19 protein-coding genes are annotated in these 23,789 nt (G+C 72.0%); 12 read left to right on the forward strand and 7 right to left on the reverse strand.

Annotation, left to right across the window (positions count from 1 at the left end; translation table 11 throughout):
* The first annotated feature begins 175 nt into the window (after positions 1 to 175).
* Positions 176 to 1,345 carry a phosphoserine transaminase gene (locus AC2D8W_RS12380; RefSeq protein ID WP_484671782.1) on the forward strand — a complete coding sequence of 390 codons (1,170 nt, stop codon included), beginning with the start codon at positions 176 to 178 and terminating at the stop codon, positions 1,343 to 1,345.
* A gap of 77 nt (positions 1,346 to 1,422) precedes the next feature.
* Entirely contained in the window at positions 1,423 to 2,997 is a 1,575-nt protein-coding gene (gene serA / locus AC2D8W_RS12385) for a phosphoglycerate dehydrogenase (protein ID WP_484671783.1), read from the forward strand.
* Here the strand turns inward: serA and AC2D8W_RS12390 are convergent.
* Entirely contained in the window at positions 2,994 to 3,257 is a 264-nt protein-coding gene (locus AC2D8W_RS12390) for a ubiquitin family protein (protein WP_484671784.1), read from the reverse strand. The two genes, serA and AC2D8W_RS12390, sit on opposite strands and share 4 nt — an antisense overlap.
* On the reverse strand, positions 3,254 to 4,372 hold the full coding sequence (locus tag AC2D8W_RS12395) for a WD40/YVTN/BNR-like repeat-containing protein (protein WP_484671785.1): 1,119 nt from the start codon (positions 4,370 to 4,372) through the stop codon (positions 3,254 to 3,256). Before AC2D8W_RS12395 ends, AC2D8W_RS12390 begins: the two co-directional genes overlap by 4 nt.
* A gap of 150 nt (positions 4,373 to 4,522) precedes the next feature.
* On the opposite strand from AC2D8W_RS12395, the gene AC2D8W_RS12400 reads away from it, so the two are divergent.
* The 3 genes from AC2D8W_RS12400 to AC2D8W_RS12410 all read left to right on the forward strand — a co-directional run bounded on the left by AC2D8W_RS12400 (position 4,523) and on the right by AC2D8W_RS12410 (position 10,089).
* The gene (locus AC2D8W_RS12400; RefSeq protein ID WP_484671786.1) at positions 4,523 to 5,317 is read left to right on the forward strand and encodes an ImuA family protein; all 795 of its coding nucleotides are present in this window, start codon (positions 4,523 to 4,525) and stop codon (positions 5,315 to 5,317) included.
* Positions 5,229 to 6,803, forward strand: a complete 1,575-nt coding sequence (locus AC2D8W_RS12405; RefSeq protein ID WP_484671787.1) for a DUF6504 family protein — start codon at positions 5,229 to 5,231, stop codon at positions 6,801 to 6,803. The genes AC2D8W_RS12400 and AC2D8W_RS12405 overlap by 89 nt, the downstream gene beginning before the upstream one ends.
* 79 nt (positions 6,804 to 6,882) lie before the next feature.
* Positions 6,883 to 10,089 (forward strand): error-prone DNA polymerase, encoded by a 3,207-nt coding sequence (locus AC2D8W_RS12410; RefSeq protein WP_484671788.1) that lies wholly within the window; start codon positions 6,883 to 6,885, stop codon positions 10,087 to 10,089.
* Positions 10,090 to 10,164: 75 nt separating this feature from the next.
* Here the strand turns inward: AC2D8W_RS12410 and AC2D8W_RS12415 are convergent, their stop codons facing one another.
* Positions 10,165 to 12,342 (reverse strand): TonB-dependent receptor domain-containing protein, encoded by a 2,178-nt coding sequence (locus AC2D8W_RS12415; RefSeq protein WP_484671789.1) that lies wholly within the window; start codon positions 12,340 to 12,342, stop codon positions 10,165 to 10,167.
* Between the two features lie 164 nt (positions 12,343 to 12,506).
* Here AC2D8W_RS12415 and AC2D8W_RS12420 point away from each other — a divergent pair, with 164 nt between their 5' ends.
* Both AC2D8W_RS12420 and ku read left to right on the forward strand, forming a co-directional pair.
* The gene (locus AC2D8W_RS12420; RefSeq protein ID WP_484671790.1) at positions 12,507 to 13,910 is read left to right on the forward strand and encodes a carboxylesterase/lipase family protein; all 1,404 of its coding nucleotides are present in this window, start codon (positions 12,507 to 12,509) and stop codon (positions 13,908 to 13,910) included.
* A 77-nt stretch (positions 13,911 to 13,987) separates the two neighbouring features.
* Complete coding sequence (gene ku, locus AC2D8W_RS12425) at positions 13,988 to 14,872, forward strand: non-homologous end joining protein Ku (RefSeq protein WP_484671791.1); 885 nt, start codon at positions 13,988 to 13,990, stop codon at positions 14,870 to 14,872.
* Between the two features lie 28 nt (positions 14,873 to 14,900).
* Here the strand turns inward: ku and AC2D8W_RS12430 are convergent, their stop codons facing one another.
* From AC2D8W_RS12430 to AC2D8W_RS12440, 3 genes are read right to left on the reverse strand one after another with little or no spacing between them, the layout of a single operon-like run.
* Positions 14,901 to 15,656 carry an enoyl-CoA hydratase/isomerase family protein gene (locus AC2D8W_RS12430; protein WP_484671792.1) on the reverse strand — a complete coding sequence of 252 codons (756 nt, stop codon included), beginning with the start codon at positions 15,654 to 15,656 and terminating at the stop codon, positions 14,901 to 14,903.
* A gap of 2 nt (positions 15,657 to 15,658) precedes the next feature.
* Positions 15,659 to 16,696: a TauD/TfdA family dioxygenase gene (locus tag AC2D8W_RS12435; protein WP_484671793.1), complete on the reverse strand. Its 1,038-nt coding sequence runs from the start codon at positions 16,694 to 16,696 to the stop codon at positions 15,659 to 15,661.
* 11 nt (positions 16,697 to 16,707) lie between these two features.
* A complete protein-coding gene (locus AC2D8W_RS12440; RefSeq protein WP_484671794.1) occupies positions 16,708 to 18,459 on the reverse strand; it encodes an N-acyl-D-amino-acid deacylase family protein in 1,752 nt (583 codons plus the stop codon).
* Positions 18,460 to 18,621: 162 nt separating this feature from the next.
* On the opposite strand from AC2D8W_RS12440, the gene AC2D8W_RS12445 reads away from it, so the two are divergent.
* Positions 18,622 to 18,750, forward strand: a complete 129-nt coding sequence (locus AC2D8W_RS12445) for a hypothetical protein (RefSeq protein WP_484671795.1) — start codon at positions 18,622 to 18,624, stop codon at positions 18,748 to 18,750.
* Positions 18,751 to 18,757: 7 nt separating this feature from the next.
* Here the strand turns inward: AC2D8W_RS12445 and AC2D8W_RS12450 are convergent, their stop codons facing one another.
* Positions 18,758 to 19,222 carry a COG3650 family protein gene (locus AC2D8W_RS12450; RefSeq protein WP_484671796.1) on the reverse strand — a complete coding sequence of 155 codons (465 nt, stop codon included), beginning with the start codon at positions 19,220 to 19,222 and terminating at the stop codon, positions 18,758 to 18,760.
* Positions 19,223 to 19,405: 183 nt separating this feature from the next.
* Between AC2D8W_RS12450 and AC2D8W_RS12455 the strand changes: the two genes are divergently transcribed.
* From AC2D8W_RS12455 to cysK, 4 genes are all read left to right on the forward strand, one after another.
* Complete coding sequence (locus tag AC2D8W_RS12455) at positions 19,406 to 20,530, forward strand: DNA cytosine methyltransferase (protein ID WP_484671797.1); 1,125 nt, start codon at positions 19,406 to 19,408, stop codon at positions 20,528 to 20,530.
* A gap of 95 nt (positions 20,531 to 20,625) precedes the next feature.
* Positions 20,626 to 21,276 carry a hypothetical protein gene (locus AC2D8W_RS12460; RefSeq protein WP_484671798.1) on the forward strand — a complete coding sequence of 217 codons (651 nt, stop codon included), beginning with the start codon at positions 20,626 to 20,628 and terminating at the stop codon, positions 21,274 to 21,276.
* A complete protein-coding gene (locus AC2D8W_RS12465) occupies positions 21,273 to 22,709 on the forward strand; it encodes a hypothetical protein (protein ID WP_484671799.1) in 1,437 nt (478 codons plus the stop codon). The genes AC2D8W_RS12460 and AC2D8W_RS12465 overlap by 4 nt, the downstream gene beginning before the upstream one ends.
* Before the next feature lie 90 nt (positions 22,710 to 22,799).
* Positions 22,800 to 23,789, forward strand: a complete 990-nt coding sequence (cysK, locus tag AC2D8W_RS12470; protein WP_484671800.1) for a cysteine synthase A — start codon at positions 22,800 to 22,802, stop codon at positions 23,787 to 23,789.

Here is a 23,789-nt window from a genome sequence, read left to right on the forward strand (position 1 = left end):
TCACATCGTCGTAGCCGCCGCCACCCCGCCGCGGGCGGCGGCGGCGCAAATGGCCGCGCTTCAGGTTTCGTGAACGAACTTTCGCTTGCGCCGCGGCGCAAACCGAGGCTTTTGGCCCGCGGGCCACGCCCTCCCAACGGGGCGCTGCCTATCTGCGAGGATAGGAGACATCGCTGTGAACACCCTGCCGAAGCCGGCCATGCGCCCGGCTCGCCCTGAATTTTCGTCCGGCCCGTGCGCCAAGCGCCCCGGATGGAACCCCGAAACGCTCGCCAACGCCGTCCTCGGCCGATCGCACCGGTCGAAGCTGGGCAAGGCGCGCCTGAAGGAAGCGATCGACCGCACGCGCGCCGTGCTGCAGGTCCCGGACGACTTCCTGATCGGCATCGTGCCCGGCTCCGACACCGGCGCCGTCGAGATGGCCATGTGGTCGATGCTGGGGCCGAAGCCGGTCCAGCTCCTGGCCTTCGAGAGCTTCGGCAAGGACTGGGTGACCGACGTCACCAAGCAGCTCAAGATCGAGGCCGAGGTCCTGTCCGCGCCGTACGGCCGGCTGCCCGACCTGGCCAAGGTGCGCAAGGACGCCGACCTGGTCTTCACCTGGAACGGCACCACCTCGGGCGTTCGCGTGCCGAACGCCGACTTCATCGCGGCCGACCGCGAGGGGATCGTCATCTGCGACGCCACCTCGGCGGCGTTCGCCCAGGCGCTCGACTGGGCCAAGCTCGATGTGGTGACCTTCTCCTGGCAGAAGGCCCTGGGCGGGGAAGGCGCGCACGGCGTCCTGATCCTGGGCCCGCGCGCGGTCGAGCGCCTCGAGAGCTACACGCCGGCCTGGCCGATGCCGAAGCTCTTCCGCATGACCAAGGGCGGCAAGGTCAACCTCGAGATCTTCGAGGGCTCGACCATCAACACGCCGTCCATGCTGTGCGTCGAGGACGCCGTCGACGCCCTGAAGTGGGCCGAGGCGATCGGCGGACTGGCCGAGATGCGCCGCCGCGCCGACGCGAACCTTGCGATCCTGGCCGACTGGGTGGCCAAGACCCCCTGGGTGGAGTTCCTGCCCGAGGATCCGGCCACGCGGTCCAACACCTCGGTGTGCCTGAAGGTCGTGGATCCGCGGATCGCCGGCCTCTCGGACGACGCCCAGGCCGACTTCGCCAAGAAGCTGGCCTCGCTGCTCGAGAAGGAGGGCGTCGCCCTCGACATCGGCGGCTATCGCGACGCCCCGCCCGGTCTGCGGATCTGGTGCGGCGCCACGGTCGAGACGTCCGACGTGGACGCGCTCACGCCGTGGCTCGACTGGGCCTTCGCCTCCGTCGCCGCCGAACTCCTCGCCGCCTGAGCCGCCAGCGCGGCCTTCATCCATCGACATCGAGCCTCCCGGCCCGGCCGGGAGCGCGCTTCCACAGGAGCACTCTCATGCCCCGCGTTCTCATCGCCGACAGCCTCAGCCCCGCCGCCGTCGACATCTTCCGCCAGCGCGGCGTCGACACCGACATCAAGACCGGCCTCTCCAAGGAGGAGCTGATCGCCGTCATCGGCGACTATGACGGCCTCGTCGTCCGCTCGGACACCAAGCCCAACAAGGACGTCATCGCCGCCGCCAAGAACCTGAAGGTGATCGGCCGCGCCGGGATCGGCGTCGACAACATCGACATCCCGGCCGCCACCGCCGCCGGCGTCGTGGTGATGAACACCCCGTTCGGAAACTCCATCACCACCGCCGAGCACGCCATCGCCATGATGTTCGCGCTGGCCCGCCAGCTCCCCGCCGCCGACGCCTCCACCCAGGCCGGCAAGTGGGAGAAGAGCCGGTTCATGGGCGTCGAGCTCTACGCCAAGACCCTGGGTCTGATCGGCGCCGGCAACATCGGCGGCATCGTCGCCGACCGCGCGCTGGGCCTGAAGATGAAGGTCATCGCCTACGACCCCTTCCTCTCGGAGGAGCGGGCCGTGGAGATGGGCGTCGAGAAGGTCGAGCTGGACGACCTGCTGGCGCGCGCCGACTTCATCACCCTGCACACGCCCCTCACCGACAAGACCCGCAACATCCTGTCGGCCGAGAACATCGCCAAGTGCCGCAAGGGCGTGATGATCATCAACTGCGCCCGCGGCGGCCTCGTCGACGAAGAGGCCCTGCGCGCGGCCCTGGAGAGCGGGCACGTGGGCGGCGCGGCCTTCGACGTCTTCGTGAAGGAGCCGGCCAAGGAGAACGTCCTGTTCGGCGCGCCCAACTTCGTGGCCACCCCGCACCTCGGCGCCTCGACGAACGAGGCGCAGGAGAACGTGGCCCTGCAGGTCGCCGAGCAGATCAGCGACTACCTGCTCACCGGCGCCGTCACCAACGCCCTGAACAGCCCCTCGGTCACCGCCGAGGAGGCGCCGCGCCTGAAGCCGTTCGTGGCGCTGGCCGAGAAGCTGGGCTCGCTGGCTGGGCAGATGCTCGACTACGGGATCAAGGCCGTGGACATCGCCTTCGAGGGCGAGATCTCCAAGCTCAACACCAAGCCCATGAGCGCCGCCGCCCTGGCCGGCGTGATGCGGCCCATGCTGGCCGAGATCAACATGGTCTCGGCGCCGGCGGTGGCGAAGGAGCGCGGCATCACGGTCTCGGAAAGCCGCCAGGAGGACTCGCCGATCTACGAGAGCCTGATGCGGATCACCGTCCAGACCGAGAAGGGCAAGCGCTCGTTCGCGGGCTCGGTCATGGCCGGCGCGCCGCGCATCGTCGAGGTGAAGGGCATGGAGCTCGACGCCCCGTTCCTGCCGCGCATGCTCTATGTGAACAACCTGGACAAGCCGGGCTTCATCGGCGCGCTGGGCGGCCTGCTGGGCGAGGCGGGCGTGAACATCGCCACCTTCAACCTGGGCCGCATCGACGCCGGCGACGACGCGATCGCGCTGGTGGGCGTGGACCAGGAGCCCGACGGCAAGCTGCTGGGCAAGATTCAGGGCCTTCCGCACGTGAAGGAAGCCCGCGTCCTGAAGTTCTAGCCGCCGCTGAGGGCGCCGAAGAGCAGGACTTCGGCGCCGGTACCGACCGGTACGTCTACGGTCTTCGCCTCCTCCGGGCCGACGAAGATCCGGACGTGCCGGCGGATGCGGTCCTGCTCGTCCACCACGCGGAACTTCAGGCCGGGAAAGCGCCGGTCGAGGTCGTCCAGCACCTCGGCCACGGACGCCCCCTCGGCCTCCACGCGGGTCGCGCCGTTCGTGTAGGCGATGAGCTGCGAGGGGATGGAGACGCGGATCATGAGCCGGTGGCGACCGTCACCGAGTAGATCTCGGGAAGATGGGCTGCGATCTGCCGCCAGTTCCCGCCCTCGTCGCCGCTCATCCAGATCTCGCCCCCCGTCGTGCCGATGTAGAGGCCCATGGGGTCGCCGCGGTCCCCGCAGAACGCCTGGCGCTTGACGGTGAACCAGCCCTGCGCGGCGGGGAAGCCCCGGTCCTGCCGCTCCCACGACGCGCCGCCGTCGCGGGTGCGGTAGGCGGCGGGTCGTCCGCCCGGGCTGGTGCGCGGCCAGGCCTCGGTCCCGTCCATCGGCCAGACCCAGGCGGTGTCGCGGTCGCGGGCGTGGGGGATGATGGTGAAGCCGATGTCGCCGACGTCCGGCGGCATGGCTTCACCGATCCGCGTCCAGCGCTCCCCGGGGCGGTCCAGGCGGTAGATCCCGCAATGGTTCTGCTGCCAGATGCGATCAGGGTCGGTGGGCGCCAGCGCGATGTAGTGGCTGTCCTGGCCGAACTCCGGATAGGGGTCGGGCAGGAAGTCGCAGCGGACGTTCTGGTTCAACGGGCGCCAGGTGCGGCCCTGGTCCAGGGTCTCGAGCACGCCGGCCGAGCACGTGGCCAGGTACATGTGCCGCGCGTCGCGGGGGTCGATCACCACCTGGTTGAGGATCGCGCCGTCCGGCGTGCCGCCTTCCGGGGGGAACCATTCCATGACCATGGGGTGCTGGTTCAGGCCGTCGACGCCCGCCCATGTGTCGCCGCCGTCCCCGCTGCGGAAGAGGGCCGGCGGTGAGACGCCCGCCCACCAGACGCCGGGCTCGGAGGCGTGTCCGGGCTCCAGCCAGAACGAGTGGTCCACGGAGCGCCCGTGCGGTTCGCCCTTCGGGAAGGCCGGCGGCGTCCTGGCCTCGGTCCAGCTCTTCCCGCCGTCGGTCGAGCGCAGGATGGTGGGCCCGAGGTGGCCCGTCGAGGCGGCCATCAGCAGGACGCCGGGATCGCGCGGGTCCTGGACGAAGTGGTTGATGATCTGGCCCAGGAACAGGGGGCCTTCCACGGACCAGGCCGCCCGGTCGCGGCTCTCGTAGATCCAGGCGCCCTTTCGCGTCCCGATCAGCAGTCGAATGGCGTCGGTCATGCGGAACCTCCCACTTCAAGGACGTTCGCGGCGAGCCTAGGCCGACATCCCCCGGACGGGAATCTCGATGAGCCGCGGCCTCGAACCCGAGCCTTGACTCCGGCGTTCTCAGGCCTAGAACGAAAGTGGAACAAAAGGAGTCCCGAAGCCATGTCCGATTTTCGCGGCCAGAAGCTCGCCGCGATCCGGGCGAAGGTCGCGGCGCTCGAGACGGGCGGGCGCGCGGCGGCCGGCGCGCTGCCTTTCGGAGCGACCGAGATCGACGGCTGCCTGCCGGGCGGCGGCCTCTCGCTGGGGCGCTGGCACGAGATCGTCGGGCCGGGTCTGGAAGCCGAAACCTCCGCGGCGCCGGCGGGGTTCGCGGCCCTGGCGGCGGCTCCGCTCGCCAAGGGCGGCGAGGCGGTCTGGGTCTTCCGGCGCGACGACCTCTGGGCGCCGGGCCTCGACGGCCTGGGCTTTCCGCCCGAGCGCCTGATCCAGGTCTGCGCCCGCGACGAGGCCGAGGTGCTGGCGGTGATGGAGGACGCGCTGGCCACCGCGGGCGTCGCGGCGGTGTTCGGCGAGGTGGAGGCCGTGGACCTGACGGCGGGCCGGCGGCTGCAGCTGGCCTGCGAGCGGCGCGGGTCGACGGGCTTCGTCATCAAGCGCCGGCCGTTCGGCGGGCCGGCCAAGGTCGAACGCGCCGGCTCGGTGGCCGCCAGTCGCTGGAGGGTGGCGTCGGCCCGATCGGAACCGCCGCCGGGCGAGTTCGGGCTGGGCCCCCCACGGTTCGAAGTGGCGCTGGAGCGCTGCCGCGGGGGACGTCCCGGCGCATGGATCCTCGAGGCCGATGCGGCCTATTCCTGGGAGGCAGGCGATGTCGCGCATCCTCTGCGCCTGGTCGCCCGCCTGGGCGATCGCGAACTGGCGCCGGCGCAACCCGCAGACCGTCGCCGCGCAGCCTGACGCGGCCCAGCCCGGCGCCGGCGGGACGTCCTCATCGCCTGCCCCCTTCGCGCTCGTGGAGACGGTGAAGCAGGCGCGCCGGCTGGCGGCGGTGTCCTGCGAGGCCGCGGCGCTGGGACTGCACGTGGGGCAGAAGGCGACCGACGCGGCCGCCCTGGTCCCCGAGCTGCAGGTCGCCGACGCCGAGCCGCAGGCCGACGCCCAGGCTCTGCGCGAGCTGGTCGACTGGTGCGTGCGCTTCTCGCCCGCGGCGGCGGCCGACGCGCCGGACGGGGTCTTCCTCGACATCTCGGGCGTGGCGCATCTGTGGGGCGGCGAGGCCGAGCTGATGGACGACCTCCGGAGCCGCCTGGCGGCCAACGGCCTGCCGTTCCGGCTCGCCATCGCCGACACGCCCGGCGCCGCCTGGGCCCTGGCCCACCATGGCGCGGACGGGACCATCGCACCGCCGAACGGCCAGGGCGAGCTGCTCGCGCCCCTGCCGCCCCAGGCGCTGCGGCTCGAGCCCGAGGCGGCCGCCCAGATCGCCCGGCTGGGCCTGCGCCGGGTGGGCCAGCTGATGGAGATCCCGCGCGCGCCGCTCGGCCGCCGGTTCGGCCGCCACGTCCTGGAGCGGCTGGACCAGGCCCTGGGCCGCGGCGCCGAGGCGCTGGCCTTCCGCCGCCCGCCGACGCCCTGGGTGGCGCGGCTGGCGTTCTTCGAGCCGATCAGCGCGCCCGAGGACATGGCCCGGGTGACGCAGGACGTGACCGCGAAGCTCTGCGCGCGGCTGGAACGGGAGGGCCGCGGCGCGCGGCGCTTCGAGGTCGCCTTCCACCGCGTCGACGGCAAGGCGCCGTCCGTGGCCGTGGGCCTGTCGCTGGCGGGCCGCGACGCGAAGCGCATCGCGCGGCTCTTCCAGCCCAAGCTCGAGACGGTCGATCCCGGCTTCGGCGTGGAGTCGGTGACGATCTGCGCCTACGCCGTCGAGGCGGTCTCGGGTCGGCAGGCGCGGCTGGACGCGGGCCAGGACCCCGCGGTCGAGGACGGCCTCGCGCCCCTCGTGGACCGGCTGGTGAACCGCCTCGGCCCTACGCGGGTGTTCCGGGTCCGCCCGCGCGAGAGCCATGTGCCCGAGCTGTCCGCCGGCCGCGACCTGCCCCTGGAGAGGCCCGCCGAGGCCCGGCCCTGGGACCGCGAGACGCCGCGCCCCGTGCGCCTCTTCCGCCAGCCCGAGCCGCTGGAGGCCGTGATCGCGCTGACCCCCGACGACCCGCCCAGCCAGTTCCGCTGGCGCGGCCGCCTGCACCGCATCCGACGGGCGGAGGGGCCCGAGCGCATCGCCCAGGAATGGTGGAAGCAGGACATCGGCGACGTCTCGGTCCGCCACGTGCGCGACTACTACCGGGTGGAGGACGCCGAGGGCGGCCGCTTCTGGCTGTTCCGCTCGGGCCTCTACCACGCCGGCGAGCCCGCGAAGTGGTGGCTCCACGGGCTGTTTCCGTGACGCGGCCTCCACATCCTGCTGTCATCCCGGTTTTGGCTGCGCGAAACCGGGCCGACAGCCGCATGGAAGGCGCGGCCCCATGACCCGCTACGTCGAGCTGCAGGCCACCTCGAACTTCTCGTTCCTGCAGGGCGCCTCGCATCCGTGGGAGCTGGTCGTGGGCGCCCAGGCGCTGGGGCTGGACGCGGTGGGAATCTGCGACCGCAACAGCCTGGCCGGCGTCGTGCGCGCCTGGCGCCAGCAGGAGGACCTGCGCAAGCAGGGCTCGTCCGTCCGCGCGCTCACCGGCTGCCGCCTCGACTTCGCCGACGGCGCGCCCAGCCTGCTGGTCTATCCGTCCGACCGCGAGGCCTACGGACGGCTCACCCGGGTCCTCACCGCCGGACAGATGCGGTCGGCCAAGGGCGAGTGCGAGCTGCACTGGGCGGACTTCATGCAGGAGGCCGAGGGCCAGCTCGTCCTCGTGGTCCCGCCCGAGCGCCTGGACGCCGCCTTCGAGGATCGCCTGCGCGGGATCGCCCGCGCGCTGCCCGACGTCTGGCTGGCCGCGGCCCGGCGCTACGGCGCGCGCGACCTGCAGCGGCTGTCGCGGCTGGCGGCCCTGGCCGACCGCACGGGCGCGCCCATGGTGGCCACCAACGACGTCCTCTACCACGGCCCCGAGCGGCGGCCGCTGCAGGACGTGCTCACCTGCATCCGAGAGACCTGCACCGTCCACGAGGCCGGCCTGCGCCTGCTCGCCAACGCCGAGCGCCACCTGAAGACGCCGGACGAGATGGCGCGCCTGTTCGCGAAGTTCCCGGGCGCGGCCGAGCGCAGCGTCGAGATCGCCGAACGGATCGGCTTCGACCTCTCCCAGCTCCGCTACGAATACCCGGACGAGCCGGTGCCGCCGGGCAAGACCGCCATCCAGCACCTGCGCGACCTGGCCTGGGCCGGCGCGGCGTGGCGCTATCCCGCCGGCGTGCCCGAGAAGGTGCGCAAGGTGGTCGCCCACGAGCTCGACCTGATCGAGAAGCTCGACTACCCGAACTACTTCCTGACGGTGCACGACATCGTCGCCTGGGCGCGCGAGCAGGACATCCTGTGCCAGGGACGCGGCTCGGCGGCCAATTCCTGCGTCTGCTTCTGCCTGGGCATCACCTCGGTCGATCCCACCAAGCCCGACCAGGACCTCCTGTTCTCGCGCTTCATCTCGGAGAACCGCGGCGAACCGCCCGACATCGACGTCGACTTCGAGCACGAGCGGCGCGAGGAGGTGATGCAGTACGTCTACCGCCGCTACGGCCGCCACCGCGCGGCCATCGTGGCGACGGTGATCCACTACCGCCCGCGCATGGCCATCCGCCAGGTGGGCAAGGCGCTCGGCCTCACCGAGGACATCACCGCCGCCCTGGCCGGGACCGTCTGGGGCTCCTACGGCGACGGCGTGCCCGACGCGCACATCCGCCAGTGCGGCCTCGATCCCGACGCGCCCGAGATCCGCCGCGCCACGGCGCTGGCGCAGGAGCTGCTGGGCTTCCCGCGGCACCTGTCGCAGCACGTGGGCGGCTACGTCCTCACCAAGCGGCGGCTGGACGAGACCGTCCCCATCGGCAACGCCGCCATGCCCGACCGCACCTTCATCGAATGGGACAAGGACGACATCGACGCCCTCGCGCTGATGAAGGTCGACGTGCTGGCCCTGGGCATGCTGACGGCGCTGAAGAAGAGCTTCGACCTCCTGCCGCCGCTGCCGGACGGCAGCTTCGTCACCGACGTGGCCCACGTCCCGCAGGAGGACCCGGCGGTCTACGACATGCTCTGCAAGGCCGACTCCGTGGGCGTGTTCCAGGTGGAGAGCCGCGCCCAGATGTCGATGCTGCCGCGCCTGAGGCCGCGGAAGTTCTACGACCTGGTCATCGAGGTGGCGATCGTCCGGCCGGGCCCGATCCAGGGCGACATGGTGCACCCGTACCTGAAACGCCGGCAGGGGATCGAGCCCGTCACCTATCCGCGGCCGGGCCCCGGGTATCCGCAGGACGAGATGGAATCGATCCTGGGCAAGACCTTCGGGGTGCCGCTGTTCCAGGAGCAGGCCATGCGCGTGGCCATCGTGGGAGCCGAGTTCTCGGACAACGACGCCGACGGCCTGCGCCGCTCGATGGCCACCTTCCGCAACATGGGCACGGTGGGCGAGTACGGCGTCCGGTTCGTGGAGGGCATGGTGCGGCGCGGCTACGACCGCGAGTTCGCCGAGCGCTGCTTCAAGCAGATCGAGGGTTTCGGCAGCTACGGCTTCCCCGAAAGCCACGCCATCAGCTTCGCGATCCTGGTCTACGCCTCGGCCTGGGTGAAACGCCATCACCCCGACGCCTTCCTGGTGGGCCTGCTCAACAGCCAGCCCATGGGGTTCTACCAGCCGGCGCAGCTGGTCCGTGACGCCCGCGAGCACGGCGTCGAGGTGCGGCCGCCGGACGTGGGCTTCAGCGACTGGGACTGCACGCTCGAGGCCAAGGACGATCCGCGCGAGAGGCTGCGCCCCGTGCGCCTGGGCCTGCGCGAGATCAAGGGCTTCCGCCAGGACGACGCCGAGGCGCTGGTGGCCGCCCGGGCGGCGGGCGCGGACACCATCGAGGCCTTCGCCCGGCAGGGCCGCCTCAGCCGCCGGGCGCTGGAGCTGCTGGCCGAGGCCGACGCCTTCGCGAGCCTGGGCTACACCCGGCGCGACGCGCTGTGGGCGGTGAAGGGGCTGTCGCCCGAATGGGGGGCCGAGCGGACCGCGCCGCTGCTCCTGCGCCAGAGCCTGAAGGAGGCGCAGGTCGAGCTGCCCTTCATGAGCCTGCCGCAGAACGTGGCCGAGGACTACCGCACCACCAGCCTGTCGCTGAAGGCGCACCCGGTCAGCTTCTATCGCGCCGATCTGACCCGGCAGCGGGTGGTGACGTGCGCCACGCTGGTGTCGGTGCGCGACCGCACCCGCCTGGCCGTGGGCGGCCTCGTCCTGGTGCGCCAGCGGCCTGGGACCGCGAAGGGCGTCGTCTTCATGACTCTGGAGGACGAGACGGGGATCGCCAACGTCGTCGTCTGGCGCGACGCCTTCGAGGCGAACCGCAGGACCGTGATGAGCGCCGCGTTCCTGGTCGTCCACGGCCAGGTGCAGAGCGTCGACGGCGTCGTCCACCTGGTGGCGCAGCGCTTCACCGACCTCTCGGCCCGGCTCTCGGAGCTGCGCGACGACGAAGCCAGGATCGCCGTCCGCTCCAACGTCACCGGCCGCCTCATCCGCAGCCGCGATTTCCACTGACGGGCCGGCGTTTCCCCGATCTCAAACGCTGTCGTCCCGGTCTCGCCGCAGGCTCCGGAAGGGCGCGGCCGCGGCTCAGGAGGGACCCGGGCCGCCGAAGTCGAAGCCCTGGTCGCGCTGGCGGCCGCCGAAGGTGTAGGTGAAGCCCACCAGCACCGCGCGGTTGCCCGACTCTCCGCGGCTCCGCTCGCGGAAGAGCGGCGTGTCGATCACCGTCGAGAAGCCCTGGGTGTTCAGCAGGTCCTGCACGGTCACGACACCCGACAGCTGGTCGTTGAACTTGCGCCGGTAGCCCAGGTTCAGGCCGCCCTGCGGCTTGCGGTAGCCCTGCGACAGGAGCTGCTTGCCGTTCATGAAGCCCTGCAGCTGCAGGAAGTCCTTGTCCGTCGCCTGCCAGCTCAGCGAGGCGCGGCCGAAGACCGTGTAGGCCGAGCGGACGCCCGCGCCGAACCCCAGGTCCCGGGCGTCGATCTCGTTCCAGAGCGCATTGCCGCTGACGTTGTAGGTGACGCGCCCCGGCAGCCGACCGTTGGCGACCAGCTCGACCCCGGCGCTCTGGGCCCGCCCGACGTTGGCCTTCGACTGCAGGATCACGCCGCCGCCCAGGTCGCGGTAGACGTCGTTCACGCCGTCGCGGGTGCGCCGGTAGTAGCCCGTGGCGAGCAGGATCGTCCCCTGCTTGCGGTACTGGTAGCCGGCCTCGAACGAGTCCGTGACCTGCGGCCTGAGGTCGGGGTTCCCCTGGAACCGGTTCGTCGGGTTCACGTAGACCAGGAACGGATTGTAGTCCTGCGCCTGCGGCCGCTGGACGCGCCGCGAGTAGCTCGCCTTCAGCTGCTGGGCCTCGCTGAGCTGATGGCTGAGGTGCAGGCTGGGATAGAGCCGGACATAGTCGTTCGAGGCGCGCACGCCCTGGGTCGGCTGGTCGAGATCGATCAGCGTGGCCTCGGCGCGAAGGCCGGCGAGCGCGGTCAGGTCGCCCAGGGGCCGCTCGTAGGTGACGTAGGCGGCGTGCACCTGCTGGTCGAAGCGGAAGAGGTTCGAGCGCGCCGGATCGATGACGTAGGGGCCTGTTCCGGGTCCACGGATGAAGAGCAGCCGATAGTCGTTGTCATCGGAATCCCAGGCATAGCCGAGCTTCAGCTTGCCCTCGCCGGGCGTGGGCCGGGAATAGTCGGCCTTCAGTCGCGTGTTCCAGAAGCGGTTGCGGTTGTCGCTGAGCTCGAACACCGGGCCCGTGGCCGGCGTGCGGAAGGTGCGCAGGATCGGGCGCGTGCGGTCCTCGTCGTTGCGCTCGCGCGACAGGCTGGCCGTGAACTCATGATCCTCGGCCCACTTGCGCCGATAGCTCACCTGGCCTTCCAGGCTGTCCCGGTCCTGCCTCAGGCCGGCGCTGTTGTCGTAGTCCGCCCGCGTCGCGCCGGCGGCCGTGGTCTGCCGCAGGTTCTCGAGCAGGTCCGTGGCGAAGGTCACGCCGCTGTAGTCGAGCTCGAGGCTGATCCGGGTCTTCGGGTCCGGGTCGTAGTCCAGCCCGGCCCGCACCCCGGCCACGTTCACGGTCCCCGCGCTGCCCATCCGCAGCGTCTGGGTTATGTCGCCGGGCGCCAGCGGATCCTGGAACCGGCGGTCGCTGCGGAACGTCTGCTGCAGGGAGTCATGCCGCAGATAGAGGCCGCCGTTGAGGGTGACGGGCCCCGCCTTGCGCGTGAGGTTGAGGCCGCCGTTCTGGCGGCCGCCCGAGCCCACGTTCGCCCGCACGCTGCCGCCGAGCCCGGGCGGGGCGCTCTTGCGCGTGACGAGGTTGATGATCCCGGCGCTGCCCTCGGGGTTGAAGGCGGCCGAGGGGTTGGTGATCACTTCCACGCGGTCGATCTGGCTGGCGGGCAGGCTCTGCAGGGCCTGGCCCTTGCCCTCGCCGCGGAACCGGCCCGAGGGCTTGCCGTCGATCAGGATGGTGACGTTGGGATCGCCTCGCAGGCTGACGTTGCCGTTCACGTCGACCTCCACCGAGGGGACGTTGCGCAGGGCGTCGCTGATCGAGCCCGCAGTCGCCTGCAGGTCGTTGGTGACCGAATAGCTCTGGCGGTCGATCGAGGTGCGCACCGGCGGCGCGGTCCCTTCGACCCTGACCTCGCCCACGGTGTTCGGCGGGGCTTCGGGCCGGGCCGGGCTCGCGGGCGGCGCCTGGGCCGCGGCCGGGAGGGCCAGGGCGATGCAGGCCGCCGTGGAGAGCCAGAAGGTACGCTGAAGCAAGAGACTGTCCCCTGACGCCGCCGGGCTCGCACCCGCGCGGGCGTGAGTGTCGACGCTTACCGGGGCGGGACTTTGGACCGGGGCCGCGGGGCGGGAAAGGGGGGCGGTTGCGACGCCGGCGCAAGACCGGTCTAAACTCGGTGCAGTCGGAGCGGAGGCGGGCGATGCGGATGTTCCTGGGGGTCGCGGCGGCGCTCCTCATGGCCGGACAGGCGGCCTGGGCGCAGGCGCCGTCGGCGCGCACCGAGGCGGGCGTCGTGGCCGGCGAGGCCACGGAGCGGGCCCATGTGTTCCGCGCCGTCCCCTACGCGGCCCCGCCGGTCGGGCCCCTTCGCTGGCGCCCGCCGCAGCCGCCGGCGCGCTGGAAGGGCGAGCGCGACGCCACGAAGAACGGCCCGTCGTGTCCGCAGCCCATGAACGCCGACGGCACGCCCAACGCCTTCGGCGGCGCGAACGGGCCCGTCTCGGAGGATTGCCTGCAGCTCTACGTCTTCGCGCCGAAGTCGGCGCGCAGGGCGCCCGTGATGGTGTGGATCCACGGCGGGGGCCATCGGGTGGGGGCGGGCTGGGTCTACGACGGCCAGAACTTCGCGCGCGACGGCGTGGTGCTGGTGTCGATCAACTACCGCCTGGGGGCGCTGGGCTACCTCGCGCATCCCGCCCTGGGCCCCGACGCAAATTTCGGCCTGATGGACCAGATCGCGGCGCTGAAGTGGGTCCGGCGCAACATCGCGGCGTTCGGCGGCGACCCGCGGAACGTGACCATCTTCGGGGAGTCGGCGGGCGGGGCCAGCGTGCTGGCGCTGCTGGCGGCGCCGGGCGCGCGCGGACTGTTCCACAAGGCGGTGGTCCAGTCCGGCGGCGGCTGGTCGCCCCCGCGCACGCGCGCCCAGGCCGAAGCGGAAGGCGTGGCCCTGCTCGAGAAGGCCGGCGCGACGCCGGGCGCCTCGGGGTCGGACCTGCGCGCGCTGCCCTTCGAGCGGCTCACCCCCCTGTCGGCCGAGTACAACCCCTCGCCCGACGGCCGCACGCTCAGGGAGACGGCGGCCCAGGCCATCGCCGCCGGCCGGGCGGCCGACGTCCCGCTGATCATCGGCTGGAACTCGGGCGAGGACTCCGTCGCGTTCGGCGGTCCGCTCGCCGGCGGCCTGCGCACCGTCCAGGACCGCGACCGCTTCACCGACCGGGTCTTCGGCGCCCCGGCGCGGTGGATCGCCGGCAAGGCGTCGGCCGGCGCGCCCGCGTGGCTCTACCACTTCTCGTATGTGGGCAGCCGCTTCCGCCCGCAGATGACCCGCGCCGCGCACGCGGCCGAGATCCAGTACGTCTTCGAGTACTGGGGCCGGCGCACGCCCATGAGCGCCGTCAGCGCCGAGGACCGGGCCATGGCGACGCTGATGCACGGCTGCTGGGTGACCTTCGCGAGATCCGGCGCGCCCTGCGCGGAATGGCCCGCCTATGACCCGCGCGGCGACCGCCTCATGGAGTTCGGCTCGCCGGGCGGGGTCCGCACGAATTTCCGCAAGGCCGAGCTGGACGCCGCCGAACGCGAGGTGGGGCCGCGCTGACGTCGTTTCGTGGGCAGACACCCGCCGAACCGAGTCGCCCCGGCCGCGTTCCCGACTCCGCAAATTCGGAGTCTCCCATGGCCACCCGTCCGACCTGGCAGGGCTACCTGCGCCTCTCGCTCGTGAGCTGCCCCGTGGCGCTCTACACGGCCACGGCGCGCTCCGGGGACGTGCAGTTCAACATGCTGCACAAGGAGACGATGAACCGCATCCGGATGATCCCCACCGATCCGGAGACGGGCCCCGTCGACCGCGCCGACATCGTGAAGGGCTACGAGGTCTCCAAGGGCCACTACGTCGTGGTCACCGACGAGGAGATCAGGAACGTCCGGCTGGAGACCACGCGCACGCTCGACATCGAACGCTTCGTGGACGAGTCCGAGATCGACCGGCTGTACTGGAACGACCCCTATTTCCTGACGCCCGACGGGGACATGGCGGTGGAGGCGTTCTCGGTCATCCGCGAGTCCATGCGCAAGGCCGGCAAGATCGCGCTCGGGCGCCTGGTCATGCACCAGCGCGAGCGGCTGATCGCCTTGGAGCCGCGCGACCGGGGCATCCTCGCCTACACCATCCGTTCGAACCGCGAGGTGCGCGACGCGGGGGAGGTGTTCGACCGCATCCCGGACGAGAAGCCGCCCGCCGCCATGGTCGAGATCGCCGGGAAGATCATCGGCCAGCTCGGGGGCCCCTTCGACACCTCGAAGTTCAACGACCGCTACGAGGACGCGCTCCGCGACCTGATCCGGCAGAAGGAGAAGGGCCAAGGCGTCGAGAAGGTCGAGGAGCCCCGCGAGGCCGAGGTCATCGACCTGATGGAGGCCCTGAAGCGCAGCCTGGGTCAGGGCGGCGAGCGCCGCAAGCCCCCGGCCCGAAGCGCCGCCGTCCGCAAGGCGCCGGCGAAGAAGGCCTCGGCGAAGAAGCCAGCGGCGAAGAAGCCCGCTGCGAAGAAGCGCGCCTAGGACCTGTCGGCGGGCGAAGGCCCGAGCCTTACGCCTGCTTCACCGTCTTGTTCTGGAAGCCCGCGATGCGCGCTTCCATGTCGGGGCCGCGTCCGGCGCCGCGGAAGATCTCGTGGGCCAGGCCCTCGGACTGGGTCATGCCGTCGGTCTCGACCAGCAGCCGCTTGTTGGCCCGGTGGCTGAACCACGAATTGGCGAGGATCTGGCCGCAGAGCTCGTCCAGCCGGGCGTCGAATTCGGCGTCGGGGACGCAGAAGTCCGCGAGCCCCAGCGACAGCGCCTCGGGGCCCATCACCGTCCGGCAGGTGAACATCAGCTCGCGGGCGCGATAGGTTCCCACTCGCCGCGGCAGGCGCTGGCTCATGCCCCAGACCGGCGTGAGCGCCCACTTGGCGTGGGTGTCGGCGAAGCGGGCGCCCTCGGCGGCGAAGATCAGGTCGCCGGCCAGCGCGAGCTCAAGCCCCCCGGTGTAGCAGTGGCCGTGCACCGCGCTGATCACCGGCTGCGGCAGGTTGGCCAGCCGCTCGATGACCTTCGACTGGTAGAACGGCTCGGGCAGCTTCTCGCCGGCGGCGATGTCGGCCAGGTCGTGCCCCGCGCAGAAGCAGCGTCCGGCGCCGCGCACGATCACCAGCCCGACCGTCTCGGTCTCGCCGGCCAGCCGGCGCACGGCCGCATCCAGCTCCTGGAAGAGCGCCACGTTCAGGGCGTTCAGCTTGTCGGGCCGGTTCAGGGTGAGCGTCGCCGCGCCGTCCCGGTCGGTTCGAATGACGAGGTCGCCCATGGTCAGGCATCCATCCGGCTGATGGTGAGGTTCCGCGCCCAGTGCGTCCCCATCCGGTTCACGAACTGCGCCGGCCGCTCGGCCAGCACTTCGGTCTCAAGCCACAGGCGCTTCAGGTGGCGGATCCTGCCCGTGGCCCGGTCGTCCTCGTAGGCGGTGCGGCCGTGCAGGACGTGGAAGTTGTTGATGAACTGCATGTCGCCGGGCTGGAACTCCATGATCACCGAGTACTCGCCGCCCTCGGCCATGTCCTGCATCCAGGCCAGCGCCTCCACCGCGGCGGGGGTCAGCCGCGGGGCGTCCTCATGCCGCTGGCTGGCCAGCACGTAGGGCCGGATCAGGCGGATGAAGAGGCGGCCGTTCAGTTCGGTGAAGATCGGCATCAGGTACCAGCCCGGCCGGCCGGGCGGCTGCTCGCCGCGGTAGTCGAAGGGCTGCGGCTTGTAGAGCTCGGCCGCGAGGTCCGGGCGCTCGCGCACCAGTCGGTTGTGCAGCGCCACCGAGTTGCACACGGCGGAGAGACCGCCGGAGACGCCCGTCTGCAGGCACATCAGGCCCACGAGGTCCGAGCCGTCGCAGTGGAAGTCCAGCCCGACCAGGCCGATCTCGTTGCCCCGCGACGTGGGGTCGCCCGGCGCCTTGCCGTGGTCGGTCACGTCGCCCAGCAGGTGGCCCTTGGCGTTCTGCGGCCAGGGCTTGCCCAGGTGCATGCCGACGCCCCAGTAGGCGAGGCTCATCTGGTCGTTGGTCCAGCGCTCGCGCGGCAGACCGCGGATGCGCACGAACCCGCGGCCGTCGATCAGCTCCTTCTCGATGGCCTTGAGGCGCGGGCCCAGGGTCGGAAGCGGGAACTGGTCCTTGCCGATCCGCAGCCAGTCGTCGGACACCGCCGAGGCGTGGGCCACGGCCGCCTCCAGCTCGTCCACCTCGGCGGACGACAGGATCTCGGTCCAGGCGGCCGGGTCGGCCACGTCCCTGGCCGTCCACTCGCACGCGGTCTCCAGCTCGCGCGGCCGGAACTCGGGGGTCACAGCGTTCATGGCGTCTCTCCCTATTCCGCCGCCATCCGCGCCGGCGCGGCCTGGGCGCCGCGCAGCAGGCGGCCGGACAGGGCGCCCGTGGGCTCTCCGTCGCGGTAGGTGACCTCGCCGGCCACGATGGTGGCGGTGTAGCCCTCGGCCCGCTGGACCAGCCGCCGTCCGCCGGTCGGCAGGTCGTAGGCCACGCTGGGCGCCTTCAGCGTCAGGCGACCGTAATCGATCACGTTCAGGTCGGCGCGGAAGCCCGGCTGCACCAGCCCCCGGTCGTAGAGGCCCACCGTCTCGGCCGTGTCGCGGCACTGGCCCTTGATCATGTGTTCGAGGCTGAGCTTCGGACCCCGCGTGCGGTCGCGGGTCCAGTGCACCACGTTCGTGGTCGGGAAGCTGCCGTCGCAGATCATGCCCACGTGGGCGCCGCCGTCGGAGAGGCCCGGGACCACGCAGTCGTGCTGCAGCAGGGTCCACACGTGGTCGAGCCCGTTGTCGGCGTAGTTGAGCAGCGGCAGGTACAGCATGCCGCGCCCTTCGCCGGCCCCCCCGTCCAGCATGTGGTCGAGGGCGATCTCGTGCGGAGCCTTTCCGGTCCGCTGCGCCAGCGCGGCGATGGAGTGGTCGGGCGTGGGCTCGTAGTCGGGGCTGTCCTGGCCCAGCAGGTAGAAGCGGTCCCACGAGCGCATCGGCGAGGCCCCCGCGGCCTGGCTCGACGCCGCCTCCTCGGCCAGCAGCCGGGCGCGGAACTCGGGATCGCGCAGCCGCGCCACCCGCTCGGCCAGCGGCAGCTCCTTGATCGCCTTGTAGCTGGGATGCGAGCTGAACGGGTTCACCGTCAGCTCCAGGCCGAAGAGCACGCCCACGGGCCGCGTCGCCACCTGCGCCCGGATCTGGAGCCCGGCCGCCTTGGCCTCGCTCATCTGCTCCATCATGTACCGCCACTGCTCGGGCTGGCGCGGGCTCTGCAGCAGCGAGAACGACAGCGGCCGGCCCGACCGCTCGACGATCCGCCGCAGCATGGCGAACTCGGCGACCGGGTCGTTGAAGTCCGACACCACCTGCAGGACGCCCCGGCCGGCGGCCGCCATGCCGAGCGCGATGCCGGTCAGCTCGTCCTCGCCGGCCGTCAGGGTGGCGATGGGCGAGCCGTCCGAGCTGCGGTGGTTCAGGGTCCGCGAGGTGCCGAACCCCAGCGCGCCCGCCTCCATCGACCGCTTGGCGATCGCCGCCATGGCGTGGATGTCGGCCTCGGTGGCGGGTTCGCGGTCGACCCCGCGCTGGCCCATCACATAGACGCGCAGCGCCGCGTGCGGCAGCTGGCTGCCGATGTCGACGTCGAAGGACCGCTCGGCCAGCCGGTCGAGGTACTCCGGGTAGGTCTCCCAGTTCCACGGCAGGCCGTCGGCCAGCACGGGGAAGGGGATGTCCTCGACCCCTTCCATCAGGCGGATCAGGAGGTCGTGGTCGTCGGGCCGGCAGGGCGCGAAGCCGACGCCGCAGTTGCCCATCACGACCGTGGTCACGCCGTGCCACGACGAGGGCTGCATGCGACCGTCCCAGGTGGCCTGCCCGTCGTAGTGGGTGTGGATGTCGACGAAGCCGGGGGTGACCAGCTGGCCCCTGGCGTCGATCTCCTCGACGCCCGACCCGGTGACGCGACCCACGGCCGCGATGACGCCGTCCTTCACCGCCACGTCCGCCTCGAAGGCGCCCGCCCCCGTGCCGTCCACGACCGTGCCGCCCCGCAGGACGAGATCGAAGGCCTTCTCCATGGCCGGGCTCCCTATGTCGCGTACCGTGTTTTCCGCATTCTGCCGCCCTGCCGCACCGGTCGGTCAAGGGCGGACTTGCTCGTCCTGGGCACGGAACCCGCGGACGGCGGCTGCATTTCCTGGCGACCCGAAACGACAGGAACCTCCAGAAGGAGGACGCCGATGCGCCTGAAGATCGTCATCGCCGTCGCGGCGGCCGCGGCCGTCACCGCCGGCTTCGCCATGCCCCGCCCCGACATCGGCGGTGTGGAACGGCCCGGCCAGATCGACACCCTCGAGATCGGCGAGTAGCGCCGCCTCAGCCGCCGCGGGGCAGCTCCGCGGTCTTCGCCGCGCAGCCGCGCAGGCTCTCGTTCAGCAGCACCACCTCGGCGGCCATCGGATAGCGCGCGTCGCTCATGCCGTCCGAGCAGTCGCTGGCGTAGAGCGTCACCGTGATCTGCTGGCCGTCGGCCGCCTTGGCCACCCAGACGGCGCGGCCTGGGCTCAGCGCCGCGCCCGGCGCCTGTGCGGTCAGGTCCGGCTGGTCGGGGCGTTTCAGGGTCATCCGCGTCCCGCCCTCGATGACGAGGGCCCAGAAGGGCTCGGTTCCGCGAGCGGTGATCGGCTGGCTGATGTCCATGGCGGCCGGCGCCGGCGCGGGCGCAGCCGCGGCCGCGGGGGGCGGCGCATCGGCGGGCGGCGCGGCGGGCTTGCCGTTGGGATCCTGCGGCTGGCAGGCGGCGAGGAGGATGAGGAACGGCAGGAGGGCTTGAGAACGCATGGCCCACCTTGCGCGCGTTAACCGGCAAGTTTCCAGAGCCGTTAGCGACGTCGAAGCGATCGTGACGGCGACCGGCCGGGGCTGAAGCGCCTGCCGGCGTCACGGAGGCGGCCGGCCGCTCCAGGTTCCTCCAGCGGCCTGCGCCTTCCGATCTTCGCGGGGCGGGCTAGACTCGCACCCCACATGAGTCGCCCGCCCCGCGCCTTCTACGAATTCTTCGCCGGCGGCGGCATGGCGCGGCTCGGGCTGGGCGCGGACTGGGCCTGCGCCTTCGCCAACGACTTCGATCCGGTGAAGGCGGCCACCTACCGCGACAACTTCCCCGACGCGGCCGGGCATTTCCGCGAAGGCGACGTGTGGGCCCTGCAGGCGGGGGACCTCCCGGGCCGCGCGGATCTCGCCTGGGCCTCCAGTCCCTGCCAGGACTTCAGCCTCGCGGGCACGCGGGCCGGGCTCGGCGGCGGACGGTCCTCGGCCTTCTTCGGCTTCTGGCGGCTCATGGAGGCGCTGGACGACGAGGGCCGCGCGCCCCGGCTCATCGTGATCGAGAACGTGGTGGGGCTGCTCACCTCGCGCGGGGGCGCCGACTTCGCGGCGTTGGGCGCGGCCCTGGCCCGTCGCGGCTACCGCTTCGGGGCGCTGGAGATCGACGCTGCCACGCGGCTTCCCCAGTCGCGGCCCCGACTGTTCGTGATCGCCGCCCGGGAGGCGCCGCCCGGCCTCGTCGGCGACAGCCCGTTCCATACCCGCGCGGTCCGCGCCGCGCACGCCGCGCTGCCGGAGGCGCTGGCGGCCGCCTGGGCCTGGTGGCGGCTCGCCCGGCCGCCGGCGCGCAACACCGACCTCGCCGCCCTGCTCGAGCCCGACGCCGACGTCCGCTGGCACACGCCGGCCCAGACCGCGCGCCTGCTCCAGCTCATGGGACCGCTGCACCGCGCCCGGCTGGAGGCCCGCGGCGGGCGCGCCGTGGGCGCGGTCTTCCGCCGGACCCGCGTCGAGGACGGCCAGCGCGTGCAGCGCGCGGAGGTCCGCTTCGACGGCCTCGCCGGCTGCCTGCGGACGCCGCGCGGCGGCTCCTCGCGGCAGGCGATCGTGGTGGTGGAGGGCGGCCGGGTCCGCTCCCGCCTCCTGACCCCGCGGGAGGCGGCGCGGCTCATGGGCCTGCCCGAAAACTACCGCCTGCCGAACACCGCCACGGCGGCCCTGCACGTCGCCGGCGACGGCGTCGCCGTTCCCGTCGTGCGCTGGCTGGCGAGCGAGCTGCTGGAGCCCCTGCTGGCCGCGCCGGCGGCCATCGCGGCCGAGTAGACGCCCGGATTGGGCGAGCCACCTGGCTCGCAACCACCCTGGATTGGTGTTCCGGCGCAGCCGGGCTAGGATGGCCGTCTCCGGCAGGAGGGGTCATGGCCGAGACGGCGAGCGAGCGGCGCGAGCGCGCGACCTGGCAGAAGCGGCTGCTGCCGTTCCTGGTCACCGCCATTTCGCTGATGGGCCTGTTCTTCTTCGTCAGCTCCCTGCTCCAGCTCGGCAAGCTGGGCGACGCGGTGGCCTACCAGCCCGACGAGCGCATCCCCGCCGCGATGGCCGCCTACGAAAAGTCCGTTCCGCCCGACGGCGAGTACCTGCGCTGGAAGACCCTGGTCCTGCTCGAGAAGAGCGCGCTCGACCACCGCTACGCCCAGGTGAACGCCACCTTGATGCTGCGCGCCTGGACCCGCCACCTCGGCTTCCTCACCGGCATGATCCTGGCGCTGACGGGGTCGATCTTCATCCTGGCGCGACTGAGTGAATCCGAGACCCGCCTGTCCGCCGAGGGGTCGGGCATGAAGGGCGCGCTCGCCACGTCCTCACCCGGCATCGTCCTGGCCGTCCTGGGCACGACCCTGATGGTGATCACGCTCACGGTGGATTTCGAGTTCAGCACCTCGGACGCGCCGATCTACGTGGCCGGCGCCCAGCGCCCCGCCGCCGAGCTTCCGCCGCCTGCGCCGCTCACCGATCCCGCGGCGCTGGCCGCGAAGGAGGAGGAGCTGTTCGGAAAGGAAGTCCCATGACACGCGCGTTCGTCGCCGCGGCTGCGGCGCTCATCCTCGGCCTGGCCGGCGCCGAGCCGGCGGTGGCCCAGCGCTCGCCGCTCTATTCGGAAGGGCGAGGCCACTGGCTGGGGGCGCGCTATCCCAACGCCTATCCCCTGCTCTACGATTTTCGGCGGGAGCCGTTCGGCCGCACGGCCGACGTGGACTACATGCTGGGAACCAGCGCCTGCCGCATCGCCGCCCGCCGCGGCTGGGGCGCCAACACGCTGAACTACATCCTCTACGCCTACGCCCTGTCGGCCCAGAGCCGGCGGCAGGTGCTCGCCGAACGCGACCTCTGCCTCGGCGCCGCCCAGCCGGCGCCGATGTCGGTGAGCGCCCGTTCGGGGCTGGACCAGCTGGTCCGCGCCGGCGCAACCGCGCGCGGCAAGCTGTTCTACATGCTGGGCCAGGACGGCCAGGCGGCCGCGGCCTACCCCGCCCGCCAGGAGCGTCCGATCCCGCCGGAAGAGCTGGCCGCGCGGCTCGTCCCGCTGGGCGAGCCGGACGCCATCCGCCGCGCCCTCGCGCCGCTGGCGCCGCCCGGCGCGACGGTCCGCCCGCTCGGCCGCTTCGCGTTCGTGGTCGCCGCGGGTCAGACCAACGCCCAGCTTCGGACCCTCGCCCGCATGCTCGACGACTACGTCACCTTCCTCGAGCGGACCTACGGCATGGCGCCGCCCGACCGCTACATCACCATCTACCTGCTGCCCGACATCGCGGCGGTCCAGCGGGTGGCGAAGGCGGCGCACGGCCTGAACGTCAGCCCGTCCACGCTCGGCTACACCTACCAGGACGACCTCTCGACCGTGGCCATGATCCGCGGCGCCCAGGGCGGCACCCTGCTGCACGAGCTGTTCCACCTGCTGGTGCGCGCCAACTTCGGCGACGTGCCCCAATGGCTGGATGAGGGGCTGGCCAGCCTCTACGAGGTGTCGAACCGCAACAGCGCCGGGTTCCGGGGACTGCCCAACTGGCGCGGCCGTGTGCTGCGCGACCTGCGGCATCAGGCGCCGAAGCTCGACAAGCTCGTGGCCAGCCCCTGGTTCAGCTTCGACCGCGCCGACGCGGTGGGCGACGACCGCTGGGAACAGGAGTACTCGGCCGAGGAGGTGGCCGCCCACCTCGCCACCGCGCGCTACTTCACGCTCTACCTCCAGGAAAAGGGCCTGCTGGCGAAGGTCTACGCGGCGTTCCAGGGACGCGACCCGGGCGCCGAGTCCGACCCCGGCGCCGCCTCCGTCCGCCTGGTGGAGGGCGCGACCGGCCAGACCATCGCGGCCCTGCAGCGGGACTATGACGCCTGGCTGACGCCGACCCTGGCCATCGACCTGACGAACGCGGCCGGCACGACGGGAAAGACTGTCCCGGTGGCCAACTGCCGGGACAAGCCGACCCAGGGGCCCTGTTAGAAAACCTGGCGTCCATCGGCCCGGTCCTCGCTTCCAAATGGCCGCCAAAGGCCTAAGGTCGCGGTCCTTGATGCTCCGAGAGGTCCGGCCATGGACGCCACCCCCGACAAGGCCTACGACGCCGCGCGCTACCGCCGTTCCGGGCGGGGCCGCATCCACGATTCCGTCCTCGACCTGATCGGCGACACGCCCCTCGTGCGGCTGCCGCACCTGACCGCCGCGCTGAAGCCGAAGGGCGAGGTCGTCGCCAAGCTCGAGTTCTTCAATCCGCTCGCCTCGGTGAAGGACCGCATCGGCGTGGCGATGATCGAGTACCTGGAAGCCAAGGGCGTGCTGAAGCCCGGCGGCACGATCGTCGAGCCCACCAGCGGCAACACCGGCATCGCGCTCGCCTTCGTGGCCGCGGCCAAGGGCTACAAGTGCATCCTGGTCATGCCCGAGAGCATGTCCATCGAGCGGCGCAAGATGCTGGTGATCCTGGGCGCGAAGCTCGAGCTCACTCCGCGTGAAAAGGGCATGGTGGGCGCCGTCGCCCGCGCCAAGGAGATCGTCGAGGCGACGCCCGGCGCGGTGATGCCGCAGCAGTTCGACAACGTCGCCAACCCGCTAATCCACCGCGTCTCGACGGCCGAGGAGATCTGGAACGACACGGACGGCGCGGTCGACGCGGTGATCTCCGGCGTCGGCACCGGCGGCACGATCACCGGCGTCGGCCAGGTGCTGAAGGCGCGCAAGCCGTCGGTGAAGATGATCGCCGTCGAGCCGCAGGCCTCGCCCGTGCTCTCGGGCGGCCAGCCGGGCCCGCACCCGATCCAGGGCATCGGCGCGGGCTTCGTCCCCTCGATCGTCGACCGCAGCGTGATCGACGAGGTGGTGCAGGTCACCAACGACGACGCCTTCCAGATGGCGCGGCGGGTGGCGCGCGAGGAAGGGATCCCGGTCGGCATCTCGTCGGGCGCCTCGCTGGTGGCGGCCTTCGACGTGGCCAGCCGCGACGACATGAAGGGCAAGCTCGTCGTCGCCATCATCCCCAGCTTCGCCGAGCGCTACATCTCCACGGCCCTCTTCGACGGGCTCTAG

Source organism: Phenylobacterium sp. T106, from assembly GCF_057219735.1.

Coding starts and splice junctions, on each gene's coding strand:
- AC2D8W_RS12460 (WP_484671798.1), top strand. CDS start 20,626: ATGGCCGAGACGGCGAGCGAGCGGCGCGAGCGCGCGACCTGGCAGAAG.
- AC2D8W_RS12435 (WP_484671793.1), bottom strand. CDS start 16,696: ATGAACGCTGTGACCCCCGAGTTCCGGCCGCGCGAGCTGGAGACCGCG.
- AC2D8W_RS12465 (WP_484671799.1), top strand. CDS start 21,273: ATGACACGCGCGTTCGTCGCCGCGGCTGCGGCGCTCATCCTCGGCCTG.
- ku (WP_484671791.1), top strand. CDS start 13,988: ATGGCCACCCGTCCGACCTGGCAGGGCTACCTGCGCCTCTCGCTCGTG.
- serA (WP_484671783.1), top strand. CDS start 1,423: ATGCCCCGCGTTCTCATCGCCGACAGCCTCAGCCCCGCCGCCGTCGAC.
- AC2D8W_RS12455 (WP_484671797.1), top strand. CDS start 19,406: ATGAGTCGCCCGCCCCGCGCCTTCTACGAATTCTTCGCCGGCGGCGGC.
- AC2D8W_RS12440 (WP_484671794.1), bottom strand. CDS start 18,459: ATGGAGAAGGCCTTCGATCTCGTCCTGCGGGGCGGCACGGTCGTGGAC.
- AC2D8W_RS12395 (WP_484671785.1), bottom strand. CDS start 4,372: ATGACCGACGCCATTCGACTGCTGATCGGGACGCGAAAGGGCGCCTGG.
- AC2D8W_RS12410 (WP_484671788.1), top strand. CDS start 6,883: ATGACCCGCTACGTCGAGCTGCAGGCCACCTCGAACTTCTCGTTCCTG.
- AC2D8W_RS12400 (WP_484671786.1), top strand. CDS start 4,523: ATGTCCGATTTTCGCGGCCAGAAGCTCGCCGCGATCCGGGCGAAGGTC.
- AC2D8W_RS12420 (WP_484671790.1), top strand. CDS start 12,507: ATGCGGATGTTCCTGGGGGTCGCGGCGGCGCTCCTCATGGCCGGACAG.
- AC2D8W_RS12405 (WP_484671787.1), top strand. CDS start 5,229: ATGTCGCGCATCCTCTGCGCCTGGTCGCCCGCCTGGGCGATCGCGAAC.
- AC2D8W_RS12450 (WP_484671796.1), bottom strand. CDS start 19,222: ATGCGTTCTCAAGCCCTCCTGCCGTTCCTCATCCTCCTCGCCGCCTGC.
- AC2D8W_RS12430 (WP_484671792.1), bottom strand. CDS start 15,656: ATGGGCGACCTCGTCATTCGAACCGACCGGGACGGCGCGGCGACGCTC.
- cysK (WP_484671800.1), top strand. CDS start 22,800: ATGGACGCCACCCCCGACAAGGCCTACGACGCCGCGCGCTACCGCCGT.
- AC2D8W_RS12390 (WP_484671784.1), bottom strand. CDS start 3,257: ATGATCCGCGTCTCCATCCCCTCGCAGCTCATCGCCTACACGAACGGC.
- AC2D8W_RS12445 (WP_484671795.1), top strand. CDS start 18,622: ATGCGCCTGAAGATCGTCATCGCCGTCGCGGCGGCCGCGGCCGTCACC.